General features: G+C 36.2%; 18 protein-coding genes. 14 read left to right on the top strand and 4 right to left on the bottom strand.

Annotated elements, in window-relative coordinates:
- Positions 1 to 185: 185 nt before the first annotated feature.
- Positions 186 to 1,091, top strand: coding sequence for a DMT family transporter (locus tag B5X51_RS05475; RefSeq protein WP_079719885.1), 906 nt, complete (start codon positions 186 to 188; stop codon positions 1,089 to 1,091).
- Positions 1,092 to 1,592: 501 nt separating this feature from the next.
- Here B5X51_RS05475 and B5X51_RS05465 read toward each other — a convergent pair.
- Together B5X51_RS05465 and B5X51_RS05460 are read right to left on the bottom strand one after the other, a co-directional pair.
- Positions 1,593 to 3,653 carry a M16 family metallopeptidase gene (locus tag B5X51_RS05465; RefSeq protein ID WP_079719883.1) on the bottom strand — a complete coding sequence of 687 codons (2,061 nt, stop codon included), beginning with the start codon at positions 3,651 to 3,653 and terminating at the stop codon, positions 1,593 to 1,595.
- Between the two features lie 17 nt (positions 3,654 to 3,670).
- The gene (locus B5X51_RS05460) at positions 3,671 to 4,996 is read right to left on the bottom strand and encodes a M16 family metallopeptidase (protein ID WP_079719882.1); all 1,326 of its coding nucleotides are present in this window, start codon (positions 4,994 to 4,996) and stop codon (positions 3,671 to 3,673) included.
- 185 nt (positions 4,997 to 5,181) lie between these two features.
- On the opposite strand from B5X51_RS05460, the gene B5X51_RS05455 reads away from it, so the two are divergent.
- The 4 genes from B5X51_RS05455 (at position 5,182) to B5X51_RS05440 (ending at position 6,987) form a co-directional block, all read left to right on the top strand.
- The gene (locus B5X51_RS05455) at positions 5,182 to 5,646 is read left to right on the top strand and encodes a DUF4199 domain-containing protein (RefSeq protein WP_079719881.1); all 465 of its coding nucleotides are present in this window, start codon (positions 5,182 to 5,184) and stop codon (positions 5,644 to 5,646) included.
- A gap of 102 nt (positions 5,647 to 5,748) precedes the next feature.
- On the top strand, positions 5,749 to 6,240 hold the full coding sequence (gene rplU / locus B5X51_RS05450; RefSeq protein WP_079719880.1) for a 50S ribosomal protein L21: 492 nt from the start codon (positions 5,749 to 5,751) through the stop codon (positions 6,238 to 6,240).
- A 28-nt stretch (positions 6,241 to 6,268) separates the two neighbouring features.
- Positions 6,269 to 6,529 (top strand): 50S ribosomal protein L27, encoded by a 261-nt coding sequence (rpmA, locus tag B5X51_RS05445; RefSeq protein ID WP_079719879.1) that lies wholly within the window; start codon positions 6,269 to 6,271, stop codon positions 6,527 to 6,529.
- Between the two features lie 110 nt (positions 6,530 to 6,639).
- Positions 6,640 to 6,987: a putative signal transducing protein gene (locus B5X51_RS05440; RefSeq protein WP_079719878.1), complete on the top strand. Its 348-nt coding sequence runs from the start codon at positions 6,640 to 6,642 to the stop codon at positions 6,985 to 6,987.
- Positions 6,988 to 7,177: 190 nt separating this feature from the next.
- Here B5X51_RS05440 and ahcY read toward each other — a convergent pair whose 3' ends face one another.
- Positions 7,178 to 8,494 (bottom strand): adenosylhomocysteinase, encoded by a 1,317-nt coding sequence (gene ahcY, locus B5X51_RS05435; RefSeq protein ID WP_079719877.1) that lies wholly within the window; start codon positions 8,492 to 8,494, stop codon positions 7,178 to 7,180.
- A 66-nt stretch (positions 8,495 to 8,560) separates the two neighbouring features.
- On the opposite strand from ahcY, the gene B5X51_RS05430 reads away from it, so the two are divergent.
- The 9 genes from B5X51_RS05430 to B5X51_RS05390 all read left to right on the top strand — a co-directional run bounded on the left by B5X51_RS05430 (position 8,561) and on the right by B5X51_RS05390 (position 16,125).
- A complete protein-coding gene (locus B5X51_RS05430; RefSeq protein WP_079719876.1) occupies positions 8,561 to 9,208 on the top strand; it encodes a 4'-phosphopantetheinyl transferase family protein in 648 nt (215 codons plus the stop codon).
- Positions 9,208 to 9,903, top strand: coding sequence for a phosphoglycerol geranylgeranyltransferase (locus B5X51_RS05425; RefSeq protein WP_079719875.1), 696 nt, complete (start codon positions 9,208 to 9,210; stop codon positions 9,901 to 9,903). Before B5X51_RS05430 ends, B5X51_RS05425 begins: the two co-directional genes overlap by 1 nt.
- A 321-nt stretch (positions 9,904 to 10,224) precedes the next feature.
- A complete protein-coding gene (locus tag B5X51_RS05420; RefSeq protein ID WP_079719874.1) occupies positions 10,225 to 10,485 on the top strand; it encodes a YkoF family thiamine/hydroxymethylpyrimidine-binding protein in 261 nt (86 codons plus the stop codon).
- On the top strand, positions 10,469 to 11,101 hold the full coding sequence (gene pnuC / locus B5X51_RS05415) for a nicotinamide riboside transporter PnuC (RefSeq protein ID WP_079719873.1): 633 nt from the start codon (positions 10,469 to 10,471) through the stop codon (positions 11,099 to 11,101). Before B5X51_RS05420 ends, pnuC begins: the two co-directional genes overlap by 17 nt.
- Positions 11,062 to 11,628 carry an AAA family ATPase gene (locus tag B5X51_RS05410; RefSeq protein WP_079719872.1) on the top strand — a complete coding sequence of 189 codons (567 nt, stop codon included), beginning with the start codon at positions 11,062 to 11,064 and terminating at the stop codon, positions 11,626 to 11,628. Before pnuC ends, B5X51_RS05410 begins: the two co-directional genes overlap by 40 nt.
- Positions 11,629 to 11,654: 26 nt before the next feature.
- Positions 11,655 to 13,184: a DUF4301 family protein gene (locus B5X51_RS05405; protein ID WP_317042098.1), complete on the top strand. Its 1,530-nt coding sequence runs from the start codon at positions 11,655 to 11,657 to the stop codon at positions 13,182 to 13,184.
- Between the two features lie 6 nt (positions 13,185 to 13,190).
- On the top strand, positions 13,191 to 13,592 hold the full coding sequence (gene arfB, locus B5X51_RS05400; RefSeq protein ID WP_079719870.1) for an alternative ribosome rescue aminoacyl-tRNA hydrolase ArfB: 402 nt from the start codon (positions 13,191 to 13,193) through the stop codon (positions 13,590 to 13,592).
- Between the two features lie 442 nt (positions 13,593 to 14,034).
- On the top strand, positions 14,035 to 14,376 hold the full coding sequence (locus B5X51_RS05395; RefSeq protein WP_079719869.1) for a hypothetical protein: 342 nt from the start codon (positions 14,035 to 14,037) through the stop codon (positions 14,374 to 14,376).
- A 393-nt stretch (positions 14,377 to 14,769) separates the two neighbouring features.
- On the top strand, positions 14,770 to 16,125 hold the full coding sequence (locus B5X51_RS05390) for a sigma-54-dependent transcriptional regulator (protein ID WP_079719868.1): 1,356 nt from the start codon (positions 14,770 to 14,772) through the stop codon (positions 16,123 to 16,125).
- Here the strand turns inward: B5X51_RS05390 and B5X51_RS05385 are convergent.
- On the bottom strand, positions 16,115 to 18,532 hold the full coding sequence (locus tag B5X51_RS05385) for a hybrid sensor histidine kinase/response regulator (RefSeq protein WP_079719867.1): 2,418 nt from the start codon (positions 18,530 to 18,532) through the stop codon (positions 16,115 to 16,117). The two genes, B5X51_RS05390 and B5X51_RS05385, sit on opposite strands and share 11 nt — an antisense overlap.
- Between the last annotated feature and the right edge of the window lie 164 nt (positions 18,533 to 18,696).

Below are 18,696 nucleotides of genomic sequence, written 5' to 3'. Positions count from 1 at the left end.
TGGTTAAAGTTGAATCGTCATCCTGAACTCGTTTCAGGGTCTAAGTTGAGTATATTTTTTTTACTTTAGACGCTAAAACGGAATCACCACGCCCCTTTTAATAGAATTGGGTTAAAAATAATCTTCACTTTCCTTTTCAGCTCTAAAGTAATACCGACTTTTGCAGCTTAAAAAATTCTAGTAATATGCCGTTGGAAAAATTAAAGTGGATGTACCTGGTTATACTTTCTCTTGTTTGGGGAAGTTCCTTTATTCTTATTAAAAAAGGCCTGGAAGGATTATCGGCTATAGAAGTTGGATCATTAAGAATAATTTTTGCCGCTGCTTTTCTTGTGCTTATTGGCTTTAAATCGATACTGAAAATTAAGAAAGGGCAATGGAAATGGATGCTGCTATCAGGTATACTGGGTAATTTCTTTCCTGTTTATCTTTTTTCTTTTGCAGAGACAGAAATTGATAGTGCTATTGCTTCAATTTTAAATGCAGCGACGCCATTAATGACACTTATATTTGGTGCTCTATTTTTTAAGGCAGCATTTAATCAGAATAAAATATTAGGCGTTGTGGTTGGTCTTCTGGGTACGGCAGGCTTGATTTTAAGTGGTGCCAGTATTAATCCAGATCAGAATTATCTTTATTCACTTCTGGTGATTATCGCTGCCTCTTGTTATGCGATGAATGTAAATATTCTTAAAACACATATGAGTGATATTAGTCCGCTGGCAATTGCAGCGGGTAGTTTCACCGTTTTATTACTGCCTACTTTGGTGATTTTATATTTTTCAGGTTTCTTTGAACACGATCTTTCTAATATCGTGCTGCAACAATCTATAGGTTATGTTGCTATTTTAGGGGTGATTGGAACAGGCGTAGCCATGATAATTTTTAATAAATTGGTGCAGATCTCAGATCCGGTTTTTACTACTTCTGTAACCTACACTATTCCGGTAGTTGCTTTAGGTTGGGGGATTTTAGATGGTGAGGTTTTTAGTAGCTGGCAGTTAATTTCGGCTTTTGTAATCTTAATAGGTGTATTTATTGTAAATAGATCTAAAAAAGTGTTTTCTAAGTTTAGAAAACAGGCTACTTAATTTAAATTCTTAGTGTCGTTTGCGCTTACTTGTTTTTGTAATAGTAAAAGGATACTAAATAATAGACATGAAAGATTAATAAAACTTCAAATGCAGACATAAATTCACGGTGCTCAACCGATTTGAATAGTTCCTCCTCCATAAAAGTTTCGAAAAGGAAGAAGATATTAGCGAAAATTATTGCCGGTATTAAACATTTTAGCCTTAGTTGGTTAAAATGTTTTTTTTCATTTTTTTCCTTTGAGAATGAAAAAAATACCAGTGCTAATAGGAATAAGTATTTTCCAAGCGGTAAGAATATGTTGGGGGCCAGATTCAGTTGTTCATTAAAGCTTATTACCGCAGAAATTAATGCTAAGCCGGCAATTACAAAAGAGATAATCTTAAAATAAGATGGTAAAAGATGTTTGTTGGTTTCAACTTCCATAAAATTTAGATTTGGTTTTAAAATAAAAGAACCGACCATTGCTGGCCGGTTCTCTCTAACATCAATAAAAATCACTATTCTTCAAAATCTGCAGCTGAAACTCCTTCGTTAATAAGGTATTCAGTTACATCAAATTCAAATGTTTGTGGGCCAGCAGCCTGAGTCATTTTAAAAGGAAATTTAACTCCCTCTACTTCCTGGTAATCGCTATAACTTGTAGGAATAGACATTGTTTGCCCAGCTTGAGACATTGTTTGTACAGTTTGCATTTTTAAACCGCTTTCTACGTTGTAGTAAGCTTTGTAGTTGTCGTTAAGTGCAACAACATAGGCATCTGTACCTTCAACAGTTTCAATTCCTTCTAAAGTTGCATCTCCAACCTGTAGTTCTGGAAATGGATTAGCATCTATTTTAGCAGTTTTAATTTGATCTTCGTTATAAGGGATTTTTTGACCTTGCGCCATTACAAATCCAGCTTCACCATCAAAAATTTGTTTGCTCATTACGTTACCGCCAACAGAAACTTCCTGGTTTAGCTTACCTTCCATAGTTCTTTTCAGGCTTAGGTTTAGCGCCATTCCCTGTACACTAGCTTTGGCTGTCATAACTACACTTTCTACGTTTTCAACAGCATCACGTCCGCCAACAGCTTCGATATAATCTGCGTAAACTTTTTCTACCGTTACCGATGCGTCAACTTCTTTAGCTTCTGGTTTTTCAACTTCCTCTCCAAGTTTGTTGTAATATTTCACCGGAATTGTTTTTCCGTTAAATTCAACTTTCTCAAGGTTTTCAGCAATTTCTGAAGCTTTACCCGCAACTACAATTCTCATATTATCGGTTTGATAATATTTGTTTGCTACACGTTGAATGTCTTCAGCAGTCACTGCATTTATTTTCTCAAGAAAAGTCACATAAAAATCGTCTGAAAGATCATTGGTTTTGATGTTAAGCGCATAATTAGCAATGGTAGAAGGTTGTTCTAACCTCAATACGAAATCACCGGCAAATTTGCTTTTAGCATTTTCCAACATTTCAGGATCTACAGGTTCAGTTTTAATTCTTCTAATTTCCTTTAAAGATTCTACAATTGCGCTATCGGTTACCGCGTTCCTAACACTTGCCTGAGCAATAAATCTCGAAGCATATTTGTCGGCTCCAGTATTTGTTCTTGCTCCGTAAGTATAACCTTTGTCTTCACGAAGGTTCATATTTAGGTAGCTTCCAAAGCTACCACCAAGAATTTGGTTTGCCACCAATACCGGGAAGTAGTCTTCATCTGCCATTTTTAAATCTATGGTGTTTTGAAGTCTTAATTCACTCTGAACTGCATTTGGCATATCAACTAAGTTGATTTGTGTTTCATTCACGTTAGCTACTTGAGGTAACTCCTGCTCTCTTGGAGCATCGGCTTCCCAGCTTCCAAAATTTTTCTCAGCAAGTTTTTTTACTTCAGAAGTTTTTACATCACCAACTACAACAAGGTAAGCATTGGAGGGTTTGAAATAATTTTTGTAAAAACTTTTTACGTCTTCTAAAGAAACTTTCTCGGTGTTTTCTACCGTGGCAAACTCTCCGTAAGGGTGCTTAACTCCATAAGCTAGAGCTGCGCTTACACGGCTCGCTATAGAACCTACGTCTTTATTGATAGATTTTAAGCCTTCAATTTGCTTGTTCTTTTCGGCTTCAAATTCTTCCTGGGTGAATTTTGGCCTCAAAGCTCCTTCAGCCATGAGCTCCATAACTCTTGGGAAAAATTTAGAAAGTGAACTTGCAGAAGCGTTTTCGGCTCCTAAATTTATGCTAGCTCCTAAAAAATCTATTTCCTCGTTAAAATCATCTTTAGACATATTCTGGGTACCCGTACCCATTAAAGCAGAAACAAGAGAGGAGGTGGCCGGTTTATCTTCGGCGTGAGGTTTGTTGTCTATAATTAAGGAAGCAGAAACCCTTGGTAACTTGTTGTTTTCTACCACCATAACTTTTAAGCCGTTGCTTAACGTGAATTCATCTGGCTGGCCAAGATTGATCTTTGGGGCTGGTCCTGGTTCCGGTTGTTTTGAACGATCTACCTGTGCTATTGCCGTGGTGGTCAAAAAACAAGCGATAAATAATGTGATTATATTAAATTTCATTCTATATGTTTTTTATGTTATTCCTTTTCGCTTTCTGGAAGATAATCTAGTTCCAAACGTTGATTTTCATTAAGGTATTCGTTAGCCACTCTTTTGATGTCTTCTCTGGTGATATCTCTATAGATTTCAATCTCTTCATTAATTAGATCTGTATTTCCGTAAAGAACATTGTAAGTTGCTAATGAAGAAGCAATACCTGATATGCTGCTGTTTGAATTCACAAAGCGGTTCTCAAATTTATTCTGAAGTTTTTGATATTCTTTTTCTGAAATCAACTCATTTTGAAGTTTGTCTATTTCTTCATCCATAGAAACAGCTAAAGTGTCTAGCGGAGTTTCTCCCAAAGCAAGTGCGCCCATCACGTAAGTTCCATAGTCTTCCTGAGATCTTGGAAAAGCCAATACCTGTAGTGCGGTTTTTTCTTCATCTACCATCTTTTTGTACATTCTAGAGCTTCTTCCGTCGGTAAGAATAGAAGATATCATATCAAGGATATAGGCATCTCTATCCTTCATAGAAGGGGTGCGGTAAACAAATAACTTAGCCGGAATTTGAATATTGCTATCATATTCGGTGGCAGTAATGGTTTCGGTGATAGGTTCTTCTTGTACAGAAACTCTTTCTACTTCGTTTCCTGCAGGAATTTCAGCAAAATACTTCTCGATCATTTCCTTGGTTTCATCAACATCGATATCTCCGGCAACAACTAAAGTAGCGTTATTAGGCCCGTAATATTTATCGAAAAAGGCTTTGAATTCATCTAGCTCTGCGGCATCAAGGTCTTCCATGGTGCCTATTATAGAGTTTTTGTAAGGATGCTTATCAAAAACGTATTTGTTGATGCCTGTAGAGTAAATGATCTTTCCATAGGGAGCATTATCTATACGAGAGCGTTTCTCTTCTTTTACAACCTCGTTTTGAGTCTCTACGCCTATCTCGTTAATAACCGGATGAAGCATTCTTTCCGATTCCATCCATAAACCTAATTCAAGGTTATTTGAAGGGAAAGTTTCGTAGTAATACGTGCGATCTTGCGTGGTGTTAGCATTGTTGCTACCACCATTAGCGGCAACGATATCGAACCATTTTCCGCGTTCAATATTTTCGGTGCCTTCAAATAAAAGATGCTCAAAGAAGTGAGCAAAGCCAGAGCGGCCTGCTTCTTCATCTTTTGCACCTACGTGGTACATTACTCCAACGGTAGCTACTGGGGCTGTGTTGTCCTGGTGTAAAATAACGTGTAATCCGTTGTCCAGGTTGTACTCAGTAAATTCTACCTCCTGGGCAATTCCTGCTGCGCTACAAACTAATGCAAGGGCAGCCATCTTTAAGTTTTTAATCATTTTTAAATAGATTTTTCATTAATGCATAGGATTAGTAATCTAAAGTCGTATTTTGTTACAAGATAGCTTCAGAATAATGTAGAAAATATCGTAAATGTGCGAAAAGTGTCAAAATTAACAAGCTATTAAGTTAAAAACCGGTACATTTTTTAGAAATTTACTAAATAAAAACACCAACCAGAGCTATGAAGAATTTTAGTGTTCCAATTAAATATGGACTTTTAATCGCAGTAGGGCTAATTGCTTATTTTTTAATATTATCTCTTTTTAATGTACATATCTATCCTTTGTTCAGCTTATTTAATGGAGTGATAATGGCAGCGGGAATGTGGCTGTCTTTAAAAGCCTACAGGAATTCCAAAGGCGCAAAGTTTAAATATCAGAAAGGGTTTATGGCAAGTCTCCTTACCGGGTTTAATGCTACTATTATATTTACTATTTTTTTCGCCTTTTATGCTACAGAATTAAGCCCAGATTTTCTGAGTAACCTTATAAATATGTGGCGTACAGATTATGGTACAGAGATAGGAATTGTGCTATTTGTGGTTGCAGTAATGGGGTTTGCTACCAGCCTGGTGCTTACTTTAGCATATATGCAACTGTTTAAAGATTCCTGGAATACCAAAGAAGGGCAGCAGCACACCTATTAAATCTTTTTAGGCTTTGTGAATTAATTAATTAGAAGTATATTTGCACCCGCTTGCGAAAAAAGTAAGCGTAATTTTTAGCATAAATTAATTAATCACAACACTATGTATGCAATTGTAGAGATAGCAGGGCAGCAATTTAAAGTTGCAAAAGACCAGAAAGTGTTTGTTAACCGTCTAAGCGGAGAAGAAGGAGACAGCGTTTCTTTTGACAAAGTTCTTCTTACCGGAGACGGAGACAACATAAATCTAGGCGCCCCGGCTATAGATGGTGCTCTTGTAGGAGCAAAAATCACACGTCACCTTAAAGGAGACAAAGTAATCGTTTTCAAAAAGAAAAGACGTAAAGGTTACAAGAAGAAAAACGGTCACCGTCAATCTTTAACCGAAATCGTAATTGAAAGCATCGATGTAAAAGGTGGAAAAAAAGCTGCTTCAGCTAAAAAAGAGGAAGCACCTAAAGAAACCAAATCTGATAAAAAATCGGAAGATTTAAGTCAGTACACCGTAGCTGAATTGAAAGAGATGGCTAAGGAGAAAGGTCTTGAAGGCTATTCTTCTATGAAGAAAGCTGAATTAATTGAAGCTTTAAGTTAAATATTAATCTACTTAAAACTAAAGTAAAATGGCACACAAAAAAGGAGTCGGTAGTTCCAAGAATGGTAGAGAGTCAGAATCAAAACGCTTAGGTGTGAAGATCTTTGGCGGTCAGGCTGCCGTAGCGGGAAACATCATAGTTAGACAAAGAGGAACTGCACATAATCCAGGTGAGAACGTGTACGCAGGAAAAGATCATACTTTACACGCTAAAGTTGACGGTCTTGTGAAATTCTCTAAGACAAAGAACAATAAATCTTACGTTTCTATAGAACCGTATGAAGCATAGAGTTCCTAACCCGAAATAGGGAAAAGAAGTTCTAAAATTATATAAAAACCCCTTCCGAAATTCGGAAGGGGTTTTTTTGTATCTTTAAGTGGGGCTTTAAGTTTTTAATTATGAACTATGTAAATGTTTTTCGTACTTCAGATCGGCATGAGCTTTCTATTCTAAAAAATCTTTTTGATGATGAGAACATAGCTTACAAAACTTATGGCGAAGCTATGGATAGCGCGGCTAATATTGGGGGTTTAGGAAATGATGGGATGCGAATAGAAGTTGAGGAGAGTGAGCGGGAGAGAGCTGCTGAAATTATTAAAAGAAGTGGCTTTTTAGGCCAATCTCATAATATTTCGAAACCTGCAAGAAGAAAACCTCAAGTTGCAAAATGGGTGCTTGTGCTGCTTGCCTTGCTCGTAGTGCTTGTTGCTATTATTTTCTTCATCTGGTTTATGAGCGGGAATTAGAAGTGATTTTTGTTTAAAACTTGCTTAGATCCCCGACAAGAATTCGGGACAGGCTCTGAAGCAAGTTCAGGATGACGTATAATAAATAAAAAGACCTCACAGGTTTCCAAAACCTGTGAGGTCTGCTTTTTATAAAGGGATTTCCGCTGTAGTTTATGCTGAGCATAGTCGAAGGGCGGAAATTACATTGTTAATATCTGTAGTATTCTGGCTTGTAAGGGCCTTTTACTTCCACGCCAATATATTCGGCTTGATAATCCTTAAGTTCGGTTAATTCAACTCCAATTTTTTCAAGATGAAGTTTAGCAACCTTTTCATCTAAATGTTTCGGTAACATATAAACTTCATTCTCATATTTATCAGAATTTTTCCAAAGTTCAATTTGAGCTAAGGTCTGGTTGGTAAAAGAGTTACTCATTACAAAACTTGGGTGGCCAGTAGCACAACCAAGATTTACCAATCGCCCTTCAGCTAAAAGAATAATATCTTTTCCGTTAATAGTATATTTATCAACCTGTGGCTTGATTTCATCTTTAGAATCACCGTGATTGTTGTTCAGCCAGGCAACATCAATTTCGTTATCAAAATGCCCAATATTACAAACGATGGTTTTGTCTTTCATCGCTTCAAAATGCTCACCTCTAACGATATCTTTGTTTCCGGTAGTGGTAATTACAATATCAGCCTTTGGTAAAACAGTTTCCAATTTTTTTACTTCAAAACCGTCCATTGCAGCTTGTAAAGCGCAAATAGGATCAATTTCAGTAACAGTCACAATAGATCCGGCGCCTTTAAATGAAGCAGCGGTGCCTTTACCAACATCTCCATAACCACAAACTACTACTCGTTTTCCGGCAAGCATAATATCGGTTGCACGGCGAATAGCATCAACAGCACTTTCGCGACATCCGTATTTGTTATCGAATTTAGATTTAGTAACCGAATCGTTTACGTTAATTGCCGGCATTACCAAAGTTCCGTTTTTCATTCTTTCATAAAGTCTATGAACTCCTGTCGTGGTTTCTTCTGAAAGTCCACGGATGCCTTCAGCTAGCTCTGGGTACTTGTCAAAAACCATATTGGTAAGATCGCCACCATCATCAAGAATCATATTCAATGGCTCGCGTTCTTCGCCGAAAAATAAAGTTTGTTCAATACACCAGTTAAATTCCTCTTCGGTCATTCCTTTCCAGGCATAAACAGGTATTCCGGCAGCGGCAATTGCAGCTGCAGCGTGGTCTTGAGTAGAGAAAATATTACAAGAGCTCCAGGTAACATCGGCGCCAAGAGAAACTAGGGTTTCAATAAGCACAGCGGTTTGCACGGTCATGTGAAGGCATCCTGCAATTCTTGCTCCTTTTAGTGGTTGTTCGTTCTTGTATTCTTCACGAAGTGCCATTAAGCCCGGCATTTCAGATTCGGCAAGTTCTATTTCTTTTCTTCCCCAATCAGCCAGGGAAATATCCTTAACTTTATAAGCGGTATGCGGCACTGTTTTAGTCGACATATTATTATATTTGAATATTAGCAATTTTTTTCAAGCACAAAAATAAGGAATCTTTAATAAATCTACATGCCACTTTACAAAACAATAACAGTAGATCTGCACACTAAAGTCTTCATTTGGAAGGTAGAAGAGTCTTTTGAAGATTTGAGTAGCGGAATTGAACTTACCGAACATTGCCAAAATCGTGTAAGCGGAATGAAATCTGAAATCCACCGCAGGGGTTTTATGAGTATTCGCCATTTATTGGCCGAAGCGGGTTATGTAGATCATGACCTGTTCTATGATAATCTGGGAAAGCCACATTTAAAAAACGGAAATAATATTTCTATTACGCATTCTTTCAATTTCACTGCCATTATCTTAAGCGATAAAAAAGTGGGGATAGATATTGAAAAACGACGCGATAAAATTCTAAAAATAGCTAATAAATTCACCCCTTTAAGCGAATACCATACTGTAGCTAACGAAGAAGCTTTAATAAGAAAACTTACCATAGTTTGGGGGGCTAAAGAATCTATTTATAAAATGTATGCCGAACCCGGCCTCGGATTTTTACAGCATATTAATGTGACCGATTTTGACTTTGATGATGCCGAGACTACGGCGAAAGTGAATTTTAAAGGGAGGGAGTCTTTTTATGAAATGAAATTCCTGGAATTTGAAGGTTTTACTTGCGTGTATGGATGGGGTGATCTTAAAAAAGTCCAAAATTAATGCGGAATTTTTATGCTGAAATTTCCCAGGCCGCTGCCAATGAGGAGAGGCTACTTGCTATTTTGATAGATCCCGATAAATTTAATGAAGTTGAAGCAGCAACTTACCTAAAAAAGATTCCCAAAGAAACAACTCATATTTTAGTAGGAGGCAGTACCGTTGAAAAATTTAAAACTGAAAAAACTGTAAAAGCAATAAAAACCGAGACCAATCTACCTGTGATCCTGTTCCCCGGTGATTATTCTCAAATCACCGAGACTGCAGATGCATTGCTGTTTTTAAGTCTGCTTTCTGGAAGAAACCCGGAATATTTAATAGAGCAGCAGGTAAAATCTGTAGGGAAATTAAAACATAGTAAACTGGAAATTATTCCCACGGCCTATATTTTAATAGACGGCGGGAAAGAATGTGCTGTGCAACGGGTAAGTGGAACAAAGCCAATTTCACAGAGTGCGTTAGAAACTGTTGTAAATACTGCTTTGGCCGGAGAATTTTCTGGAAAAAGACTTATTTATCTTGAAGCCGGAAGTGGAGCTGTTATTCCGGTTTCTGAAGAAATTATTACCGAAGTAAAAAAAGCGGTTTCAATTCCTTTGGTAGTAGGTGGTGGAATTAGAAGTTTGACACAACAGGAAAATGCCTATAGAGCCGGTGCCGATATGATTGTGATGGGAACGCAATTTGAAAATTTATAGCTCATAAATAAACAGCGTCATTGCGATGGAGGCACAACTGAAGCAATCTGTTGTTGAAAATTCAGGTTTTATTCTGCAGATTGCCACGTCACAATTTTCCTTCCGTCAAATTGTTTCTCGCAATGACGAGAAAATATACAGTCTTGATTGCGATTCTCAAACTAACTGAAAATAGGATCGGATTAATTTTTGGAGAAACAAAAAAGTAGTGCCTCGTAAATTGTTTCCTTGAGTCACAACAATACTAATTTCAAATCTTTAAATTTGGCTTGCCTGGGGTGAACATATTATTTGTGCATTCGTGGCCTAAATCAAATAACAATGAATATTTCAGTAGAATTAACATTAAGTCCGTTGCAGGACGATTTTGAACCAAAAATCATCAATTTCATCAAAAAATTGAGGGCTTCAGGCTTAATAGTAAAAGAGAATCCGCTGAGCACCCAGGTTTATGGAGATTATGATGAGGTGATGAATTTATTAAATTCAGAAATTAAAGATGCTTTTGAGGCTATAGACCGCGGACTCATTTATATTAAAATTGTGAAATCTGACCGAAGCGACTATGCAGCCGATTTTTGATTTTTTCTTTGATCAGTATTACGGGTACCCAACTTTATTTATCATCCTTGAAGTAATTGCGGTAATCTTTGGTTTTCTTTCGGTACTCTATTCCAAGCAAAACAATATTCTGGTTTATCCTACCGGGATAATTAGTACCATGATTTTTGTTTACTTGCTTTGGCAATGGGAATTATTGGGCGATATGATGATCAATGCTTATTATTTCTCTATGAGTATCTACGGCTGGTATGTTTGGACGCGAAAAGTAGATGCCGAGCATTTTACGCCTATTACCAATACCACTAAAAAAGAGAACTGGCAATGCTTGTTTATTTTTATTGCGACCTTGCTTTTTGTATTCGCAGTTTATGAGTATTTTGATAAATGGACCAATTGGACCGCCTACGTAGACACTTTTACAACGGCAATTTTCTTTGTAGGAATGTGGCTAATGGCCAAAAGAAAAGTTGAAAACTGGATTTTTTGGATTATTGGAGATATCATTTCGGTTCCGCTTTATTTCTATAAAGGCCTTACCTTAACGGCGCTTCAATATTTTGTATTTACTATAATCGCTATTTACGGCTATAAAGCATGGCAGAAAAACTTGCGCAACGACCTTCGTCCCTCATAAAAGTAGTTCTTTTTGGACCCGAATCTACCGGAAAAACCAGCCTGGCAAAAATGCTGGCAAATCATTATGATACTTTTTGGGTAGAAGAATATATGCGGGAATATCTTCAGGAAAAATGGGATAAGGAAAAAAAGATTTGTGAGCCAAAAGACATGATCCCTATTGCTGAAGGCCAAATGAAACGTGAAAATGTGCTGGCCGAAAAAGCTAATAAACTCCTAATTAGTGATACTAACCTTTTGGAGTTAAAAGTCTATTCTGAAGCCTATTACGAAGGTTTTTGCGATGCTCAACTTCTTAAACATGCGTTAAACAATCAATATGATCTGTACTTTTTAACGTATATTGACGTTCCCTGGACGCCTGACGATCTTCGGGATAAACCCGAAGATAGAGTAGGAATGTTCAAACGTTTTGAGGAAGAACTCAAAAAACATCAAAAGCCTTATGTAGTTTTAAAAGGCGATCTTATAGATCGTTTTAATATTGCGATAGAGGAAATAGACAAACTTTTAAAAAATAAATAGACGTGGAGTTTAGCGAAATAGACATTTTGCAGATTGAAGAAAAAGGATTATCAACTCAAGAGGTTGAAAGACAAATTCAAATATTTGAAAGAGGAAATATAAAAGTAGATATACAGCAAGCAGCAACCCTGGGTAACGGGATATTTGCTTATAATGTTGAAGATCAAAAGAAGTTTATTAAAACTTTTGAAGATAAAAAAGAGCAGCTGAATCTTTTGAAATTTGTCCCTGCTTCTGGTGCGGCAACCAGGATGTTTAAAGCATTACATAATTTTGCTGATGAATTTGAGCCCGAAAAAGAAAGCCTAAGGGATTATTTAGATAAAAAAGAGAACGGAAGTTTACAACTGTTTTTTGAGAAAATAGAGAGGCTTCCATTTTACGAGCTTGCTTATAAAAAAGCAAAAGAAAGTACTTCCGATTTTTCAGGTAAATCTAATGACGAACAACAACTCATTCTGGTAAAAACTATTTTGTATAAATCGGGGCTTGGCTTGAGTGATTGGCCAAAAGGCCTGGTTCCTTTTCATGCTTATAATGATTTTACTGCAACTGCTTTTGAGGAACATTTGCATAGTTCTGCAAGATACCTTTCGGTAAATGGAGTAACAAAATTGCATTTCACGGTTGCTGAAGGTGATAAAGAAAAGTTTGAAAATGAGTTAGAGGATATTAAGGAAAGAGTTGAAGAAGCTACCCAAACTAAATTCGAAATCTCTTACTCGTATCAGGATCCTAAAACCGATACTATTGCGGTAGACAAAGAAAATAAACCATTTAGGGATGAAAACGATAGGATGTTCTTTAGACCTGGTGGTCATGGTGCTTTAATAGAAAACCTGAATCAACAGGAAGCCGATCTTATTTTTATTAAAAATATAGATAACGTAGTTGTTGCTACCAACCTTCCAAAAGTAGTAGAAATGAAGAGAATGCTTGGAGGAAAGCTCATCACTCTACAAGAGCAGGTTTTTGAGTATATGCAGGCTCTAGATGCCGGGAATATTTCAGAAACAAAAATTGAAGAGATAGCAAAATTTTTAGAGGAAGAACTTTTTGTAAAAGTCACTTCTTCCTTTAATAAATTCACCGGTGAAGAGAAAATGGAATATCTATGTAAAAAACTAGATCGTCCATTAAGAGTGTGTGGAATGGTGAAAAATGAAGGTGAACCAGGAGGTGGCCCTTTTTTGGTTAAGAATGAAGATGGTGAGATCTCGTTGCAAATTATTGAAGGCGCTCAAATAGACAAAAATAATTCAGAGCAATTAGAAATTCTTAATAATTCTACACACTTTAATCCTGTAGATATTGCCTGTAGTCTAAAAAATCACAAGGGTGAAAGTTTTGATCTTAATCTTTACGTAGATGAGAATATGAGTTTTATTGCTCATAAAACTAAAGACGGAAAACCCTTAAAAGCATTAGAAAGACCAGGTTTATGGAACGGCGGTATGGCTTACTGGAATACCGTTTTTGTAGAAGTTCCGTTAGAAACTTTTAATCCTGTAAAAACAGTAGCCGATCTTTTAAAGCCGACTCATCAACCTAAATAATTAGTTTTGGATGAAGCGCAAATAACACGGGAACTTAGTTTTAAAGCCGTGAGAAGTTCGGGTGCTGGTGGCCAGCACGTAAATAAAACCTCTTCTAAGGTTGAGCTTTATTTTGATATAGAAGCTTCAGAAGGGTTTTTGGAGGAAGAAAAATCGCGCTTACTTAAAAAACTATCTACGCGGCTTACAAAAGATCATCTTTTAATCTTACAAAGTGAAGAAAGCCGCAGCCAGCATAAAAATAAGGCTCTTGTTGTTGCCAGGTTTTTTGAACTACTTAGAGAAAACATAAAAAAGCCTAAACCGAGAAAAAAAACCAGACCCAGTAAGTCCGCAAAATTAAAGCGTCTAAAAGCGAAAAAAATCAATGCAGAAAAAAAAGCCAGAAGAAACAATCCTTTAAAATAAGTGAGATGATTTTCTACACTAGTGTAGAAAAGATACCCTATTTTTTATGCTTCTGGAAGGAGGCTTAAAGATGGTTGTGTGTTAATGTATTTGTTTTCAGAAGTTTAAAATTTATTTGGTTTAATGGTACGATTTTTTGTATTTACATTTCGCTAAATTAATATTAGATATAGCAGCTTTAGATACTGTTGTATAATTTAGATTTTCGGAGAAAAAGAGACCTCAGGGTCTCTTTTTTTTGTTCCTTATTTTTGAAAATCTACACTTCTACATAATTTTCTCTTAAAAAATGGGGTTTTCTACATAATTGATGTCTATTAAGATTTTCGAAATTTAATTAACCTATTGAAAATCAATTTAATACATGTGTTATTGAGGTTTTGGTACAATTATTCCTTATCCTTTATCAGAATTAAACCACATAACTTAAAACCTTATTATTATGAAAAAGCTTGGATTAACTTTAATGGCCGCTGCTGGAATGTTTTTGTTCAGTCAAAATGTACAAGCACAGGTAGAAGAACCAGAGGAAATGGAGCAAACTGAAACTGTAGAAGAGGCTCAGGAGGTGAAAGATGATTTTAAAAAGCTTGATGTTTTAGCTTTACCACAGGCTATAAAAGATGCAATTATGACCGATTTGAATGCTGCCGTAGCTGAAGAAGCCTGGGTGATGGAAAAGGATGGTAAAAGTGTATATAAAGTGGCACTTAATGTAGATGGCGAGAAGAAGGTAGCTTATATAGATAAAGAAGGCAACTGGATTGAGAAAGCAGATAAATAGTTTTTTGCCCTGAATAATAATTTCTGTTGGTTTGATTTGCCCTACCAATAAAATCAACAGAAATTTTAAATCAACAGCCGGATTTTAAGAGAAACCAACTCCTTCGGCACCAAATGTAAAGCAATAAGCAATTGTAAGCACGTCAACTTAGATAATTAAATAGCCTTTTGGCCTACTAACTAACACTTTTTTAATTATTTAGGTAGATTTATAGATTTTATGAAGATAGCGCTTTTTGCAGTTTGGAAAATGGATACCACCCAATGACAGGTTAATAAATAATTTAGATTGTCATTGAAGAGAGACCTTTAACGAGGTCTCTTTTTTTATGCTTATTTTAAACTTAATGAATTTTAGATTGTTAAATTTGCAAGACGCTTAAATTAAAAATCAATGACAAAAATTCTTATAGTTGAAGATGATGTTCCTTTTGGAACTATGTTGAAAACTTTTCTAATCAAGCGAGACTATGAGGTTGAATTGGTTTTTTCTGGACTGGAGGCTTTAAAAAAAATAAAAGATAACTCCTTTCACCTCATCCTTTCTGATGTTAGGTTACCTGATACCAGTGGTCTTGAGATTCTTAAAGAAGTGAAAGGGAAAAATGCCGATACTCAGGTTATTATTATGACCAGTTATGCCGAAATTAGTATGGCGGTAGAGGCAATGAAAATTGGAGCTTTTGATTATGTATCTAAGCCATTTAGACCGGAGTCTATTTTACAAACCATAGAGAACGCTTTAACTCATACCCAGGTTAAACCAGCCGGGGAAAAAAAGCAAGCTAAACCAATACAAAAATCTGCCGTAACACAGGAGACCAGTTTTGTTAAGGGAGTTAGTGAAGCTGCACTTAAATTAAGTGATTACATAGGGCTTGTAGCACCTACAAATATGTCTGTTTTAATAATGGGTGAAAGTGGAACCGGGAAAGAGCAGGTGGCAAAAAGTATTCACAAAAAAAGTAAGCGTGTAGGAGCTCCATTTATAGCTGTAGATTGCGGGGCAATACCCAGGGAGTTGGCTTCCAGTGAATTTTTTGGTCATTTAAAAGGATCTTTTACCGGAGCAATAAGCGATAAAACCGGACATTTTGAAGCGGCTAACGGTGGTACGCTTTTTCTAGATGAAATTGGTAATTTAAGTTATGAACTCCAGGTGCAATTATTAAGGGCGCTTCAGGAAAGAAAAATCAAACCTGTAGGCAGCAATAATGAGTTACATGTGGATATTCGCGTAATTACCGCTACCAATGAAGATCTTGCGCAAGCTGTAAAAGATGGAGAGTTTAGGGAAGATCTTTATCATCGTTTAAATGAATTTTCAATTAAAGTGCCTTCTTTAAACGAACGCAAGGAAGATTTGATGCTTTTTGCAGAATATTTTCTTGATGAGGCCAATGCTGAATTAGAGAAAAATGTAATAGGCTTTACCGAAAGTGCTATTGAAGCTTTTAAAAACTATAACTGGCCTGGGAATTTAAGGGAGTTAAAAAACATGGTAAAAAGGGCGGCTCTGCTTACTCAAGACGAAATGATACCGCTTAAAGTATTGCCGCATGAAATTGCAACTGCGAATCATTCCAATCCAGAAACCGAATATGGGCTATTTAAAAATAAGAATGAGGAGCAATTAATTTTAGACGCTCTGGAAAAGGCAGGAGGAAATAAGAGCAAAGCTGCGAGATTACTTTCTATAGACCGCAAAACACTTTATAACAAACTAAAACAGTACGATATTAAACTTTAATTTCCTGTTCCAGTTCTTTCATTAAGCTTAAAATTCCGGTCTTTAATTGTTTAAATTCTTTATCTGTAAAAGCTTCATGCTGCTCCAGTCTTTCTAATTGCTTGCCCAGGTGTATGGCATTTATTTGCTTTAACATAGGCACCATCTTGTGCGCTAACCTGGCGACTTCTCTTAAATCATTGTCATTGCGTGCCATAGCAATGAGCTCTATTTGTGATCTAGAACTTTCTATAAAAGCCTCTAAAATGCTTTGTACAGCTTCTTGATCTCCTGCCGAAAAATCATAAATGTCCTGGAGATTGTAATGATTGTTCTTAGAGTTTTGAAGGTTATTATTTACTTTTTCTTTAAGTTCAAGTCTAAAGATATCGGCAATACTTTGTTGAAGTTTTCCGGGTTTATAAGGTTTTAAGAGGCTTTTGTTGAATCCTGCAAGCTTATAGGTTTCTGCGTCAACATCTGTTCGCCCAGATAAAGCAATAACAGGCAATTCCCCGCTTTTGTACTTTTTCCTGATATTTTTAATGAGATCAAAACCATCCATTTCGGGCATTTGTATATCGGTTAGCACGAGGGAATAGTTTTGGTTTTTTAGTTTTTTAAGAGCATCATTTCCATTTAATGCGCTATCGCATTGCATTCCCATAGATTTAAGTAATTCTCGGGTGAGAGAAAGCTGAGAAGGTTCATCGTCTACAATAAGAGCTGTTTTTCCGGTAAGATCTGGTAATTCTGGTGTAGATGATGTTTCAGGTGCTTTGGCTGCTTCGGTAGTAAGCTTTCTAACGGGAAGAAAAACCGTAAACTCACTACCTTCACCCTGCTTGCTTTTCAGCTTTAATTCGCCTTTTAGTAATTCGGTTAAACTCTTGGTAATGGTAAGTCCGAGACCGGTTCCGCCGTAGGCTTTTTCTATTTTTGTATTTTCCTGTGAAAATTCCTCAAAGATCTCTTCTTGTTTTTCTTCAGAAATTCCAATACCGGTATCTTTTACCGAGATAATAAGGCAGTAACTATCTTCAATTTCTTTCTTAAGGTAAATATTGACTTTAATTTCCCCTTCTTTAGTAAACTTACAGGCGTTGGTGATGAGGTTGGTAATTATCTGCTTTATCCTGAAGGGATCGCTAAGAACTTGTGTGTCTGCATCTTTTGAAGCTTCAAAAACAATCGCTACATTCTCATTTCTTTTTGCTGGTAAAGCGTTATAAACAGTATCTTCTATAAGTTTTGCGGGATTAAATGGTAGTTTTTCAATCGTCATTTTTCCGGCTTCCAGCTTAGAAAGATCCAATAAATCATTTACCAAATGAAGAATGAAGTTAGACGATTTTTTCACCTGGTCCATATAATGTAACTGCTTGGTATTTAATGAAGAATTTTCAATAAGATCGGTATAGCCAATCAGTGTATTTAAAGGAGATCTTAAATCGTGGGTAATGGCGGCCATAAATTGCTCCCGTCTTTTTAGCAGGGTTTCAGCAAAATCTTTTGCTTCCTCTAACTGTCTTCTATATTGCTGACTTTTAGTGATATCTTTAATGATAAAAATAAGTGACAATAATATAATTAGGAAGCTCACAACTCCAGCAATTATGAATATTTGAGAACTCTCTTTTATCATATCCTGGGAAACTTTTGCTCGCTGTATGGAGGCTTCCCGTTCTTCAAGTTCAATTTTACCCAATAAACGCCGTAATTGCTGGTTAATAATCATGTCATTTTCCAGAAATTCCTGTTCTTTTTTATCTACTGTATTTTGAAAACGCCTGGTAGCAATTTCCAACTCACTTAATACACTTCTTACCGAGCCAATTATAGAGTCGGCTGTTCGGTTGGTGAGTTTTTCGGCATTATCTTCCCGTGAATATTCCAGCCATCTAATTAATAACCTACGTTGGTGCGGTTCCAGGTTGGAGAAACGCTGGTTGTAATTATAATCATCAAAAGAGGGATCTACTTTCTTTAATTCATTTAAGACCTGGGAGTAATAGTTCTGATTTCTTTGTTGCTCTCTTAGTTCGTATAATTCCTGAAGATTGGTAGACTTATCAGAAAGTAATTCTTTAATACTGTCCAGTTCATTTTTTATAGAACTATCAGCATAACCGGTTTTTAGTTTTTTAATATTAAACTGAATACTATCTATTTGGTTTTGATATTTATCAAGATCGGCTTCATTTCCGGTTTGAATAAGTTGCCTGCTTAAATTTTCAGTTTCATAAAGGCTGGTGGTAATATCGCTCAGCATAAAAAGCTGTTCGTTATTATTATTGTTCTTTTCTGAAACCTGGCTAAATGCAACGACCTGGTTCCATACTAGCCAAACGGCAATAGCAGCAAGTGCGGCTATAAGGAGATATCCGCTAATTACTTTGTAAGTTATTGACCGTTTCGTATTTCGCATAAATTTCTTGCTACCAAAATTACACCATTTAAACGAAATGAAACCAGCAATTACTGGTTCTTAATTTTGTGAAGCCAGGTTCTCTTAGCAAGTCTGTGATGAATTAATTTTTGAGAATAAATTTATAGACTTAATAACTATGGAATATCCATAAAAGCTTTATA

This window comes from Salegentibacter holothuriorum (assembly GCF_900168045.1).
GTDB lineage: Bacteria > Bacteroidota > Bacteroidia > Flavobacteriales > Flavobacteriaceae > Salegentibacter > Salegentibacter holothuriorum.
This window is presented reverse-complemented; position numbering and strand designations above follow the sequence as displayed.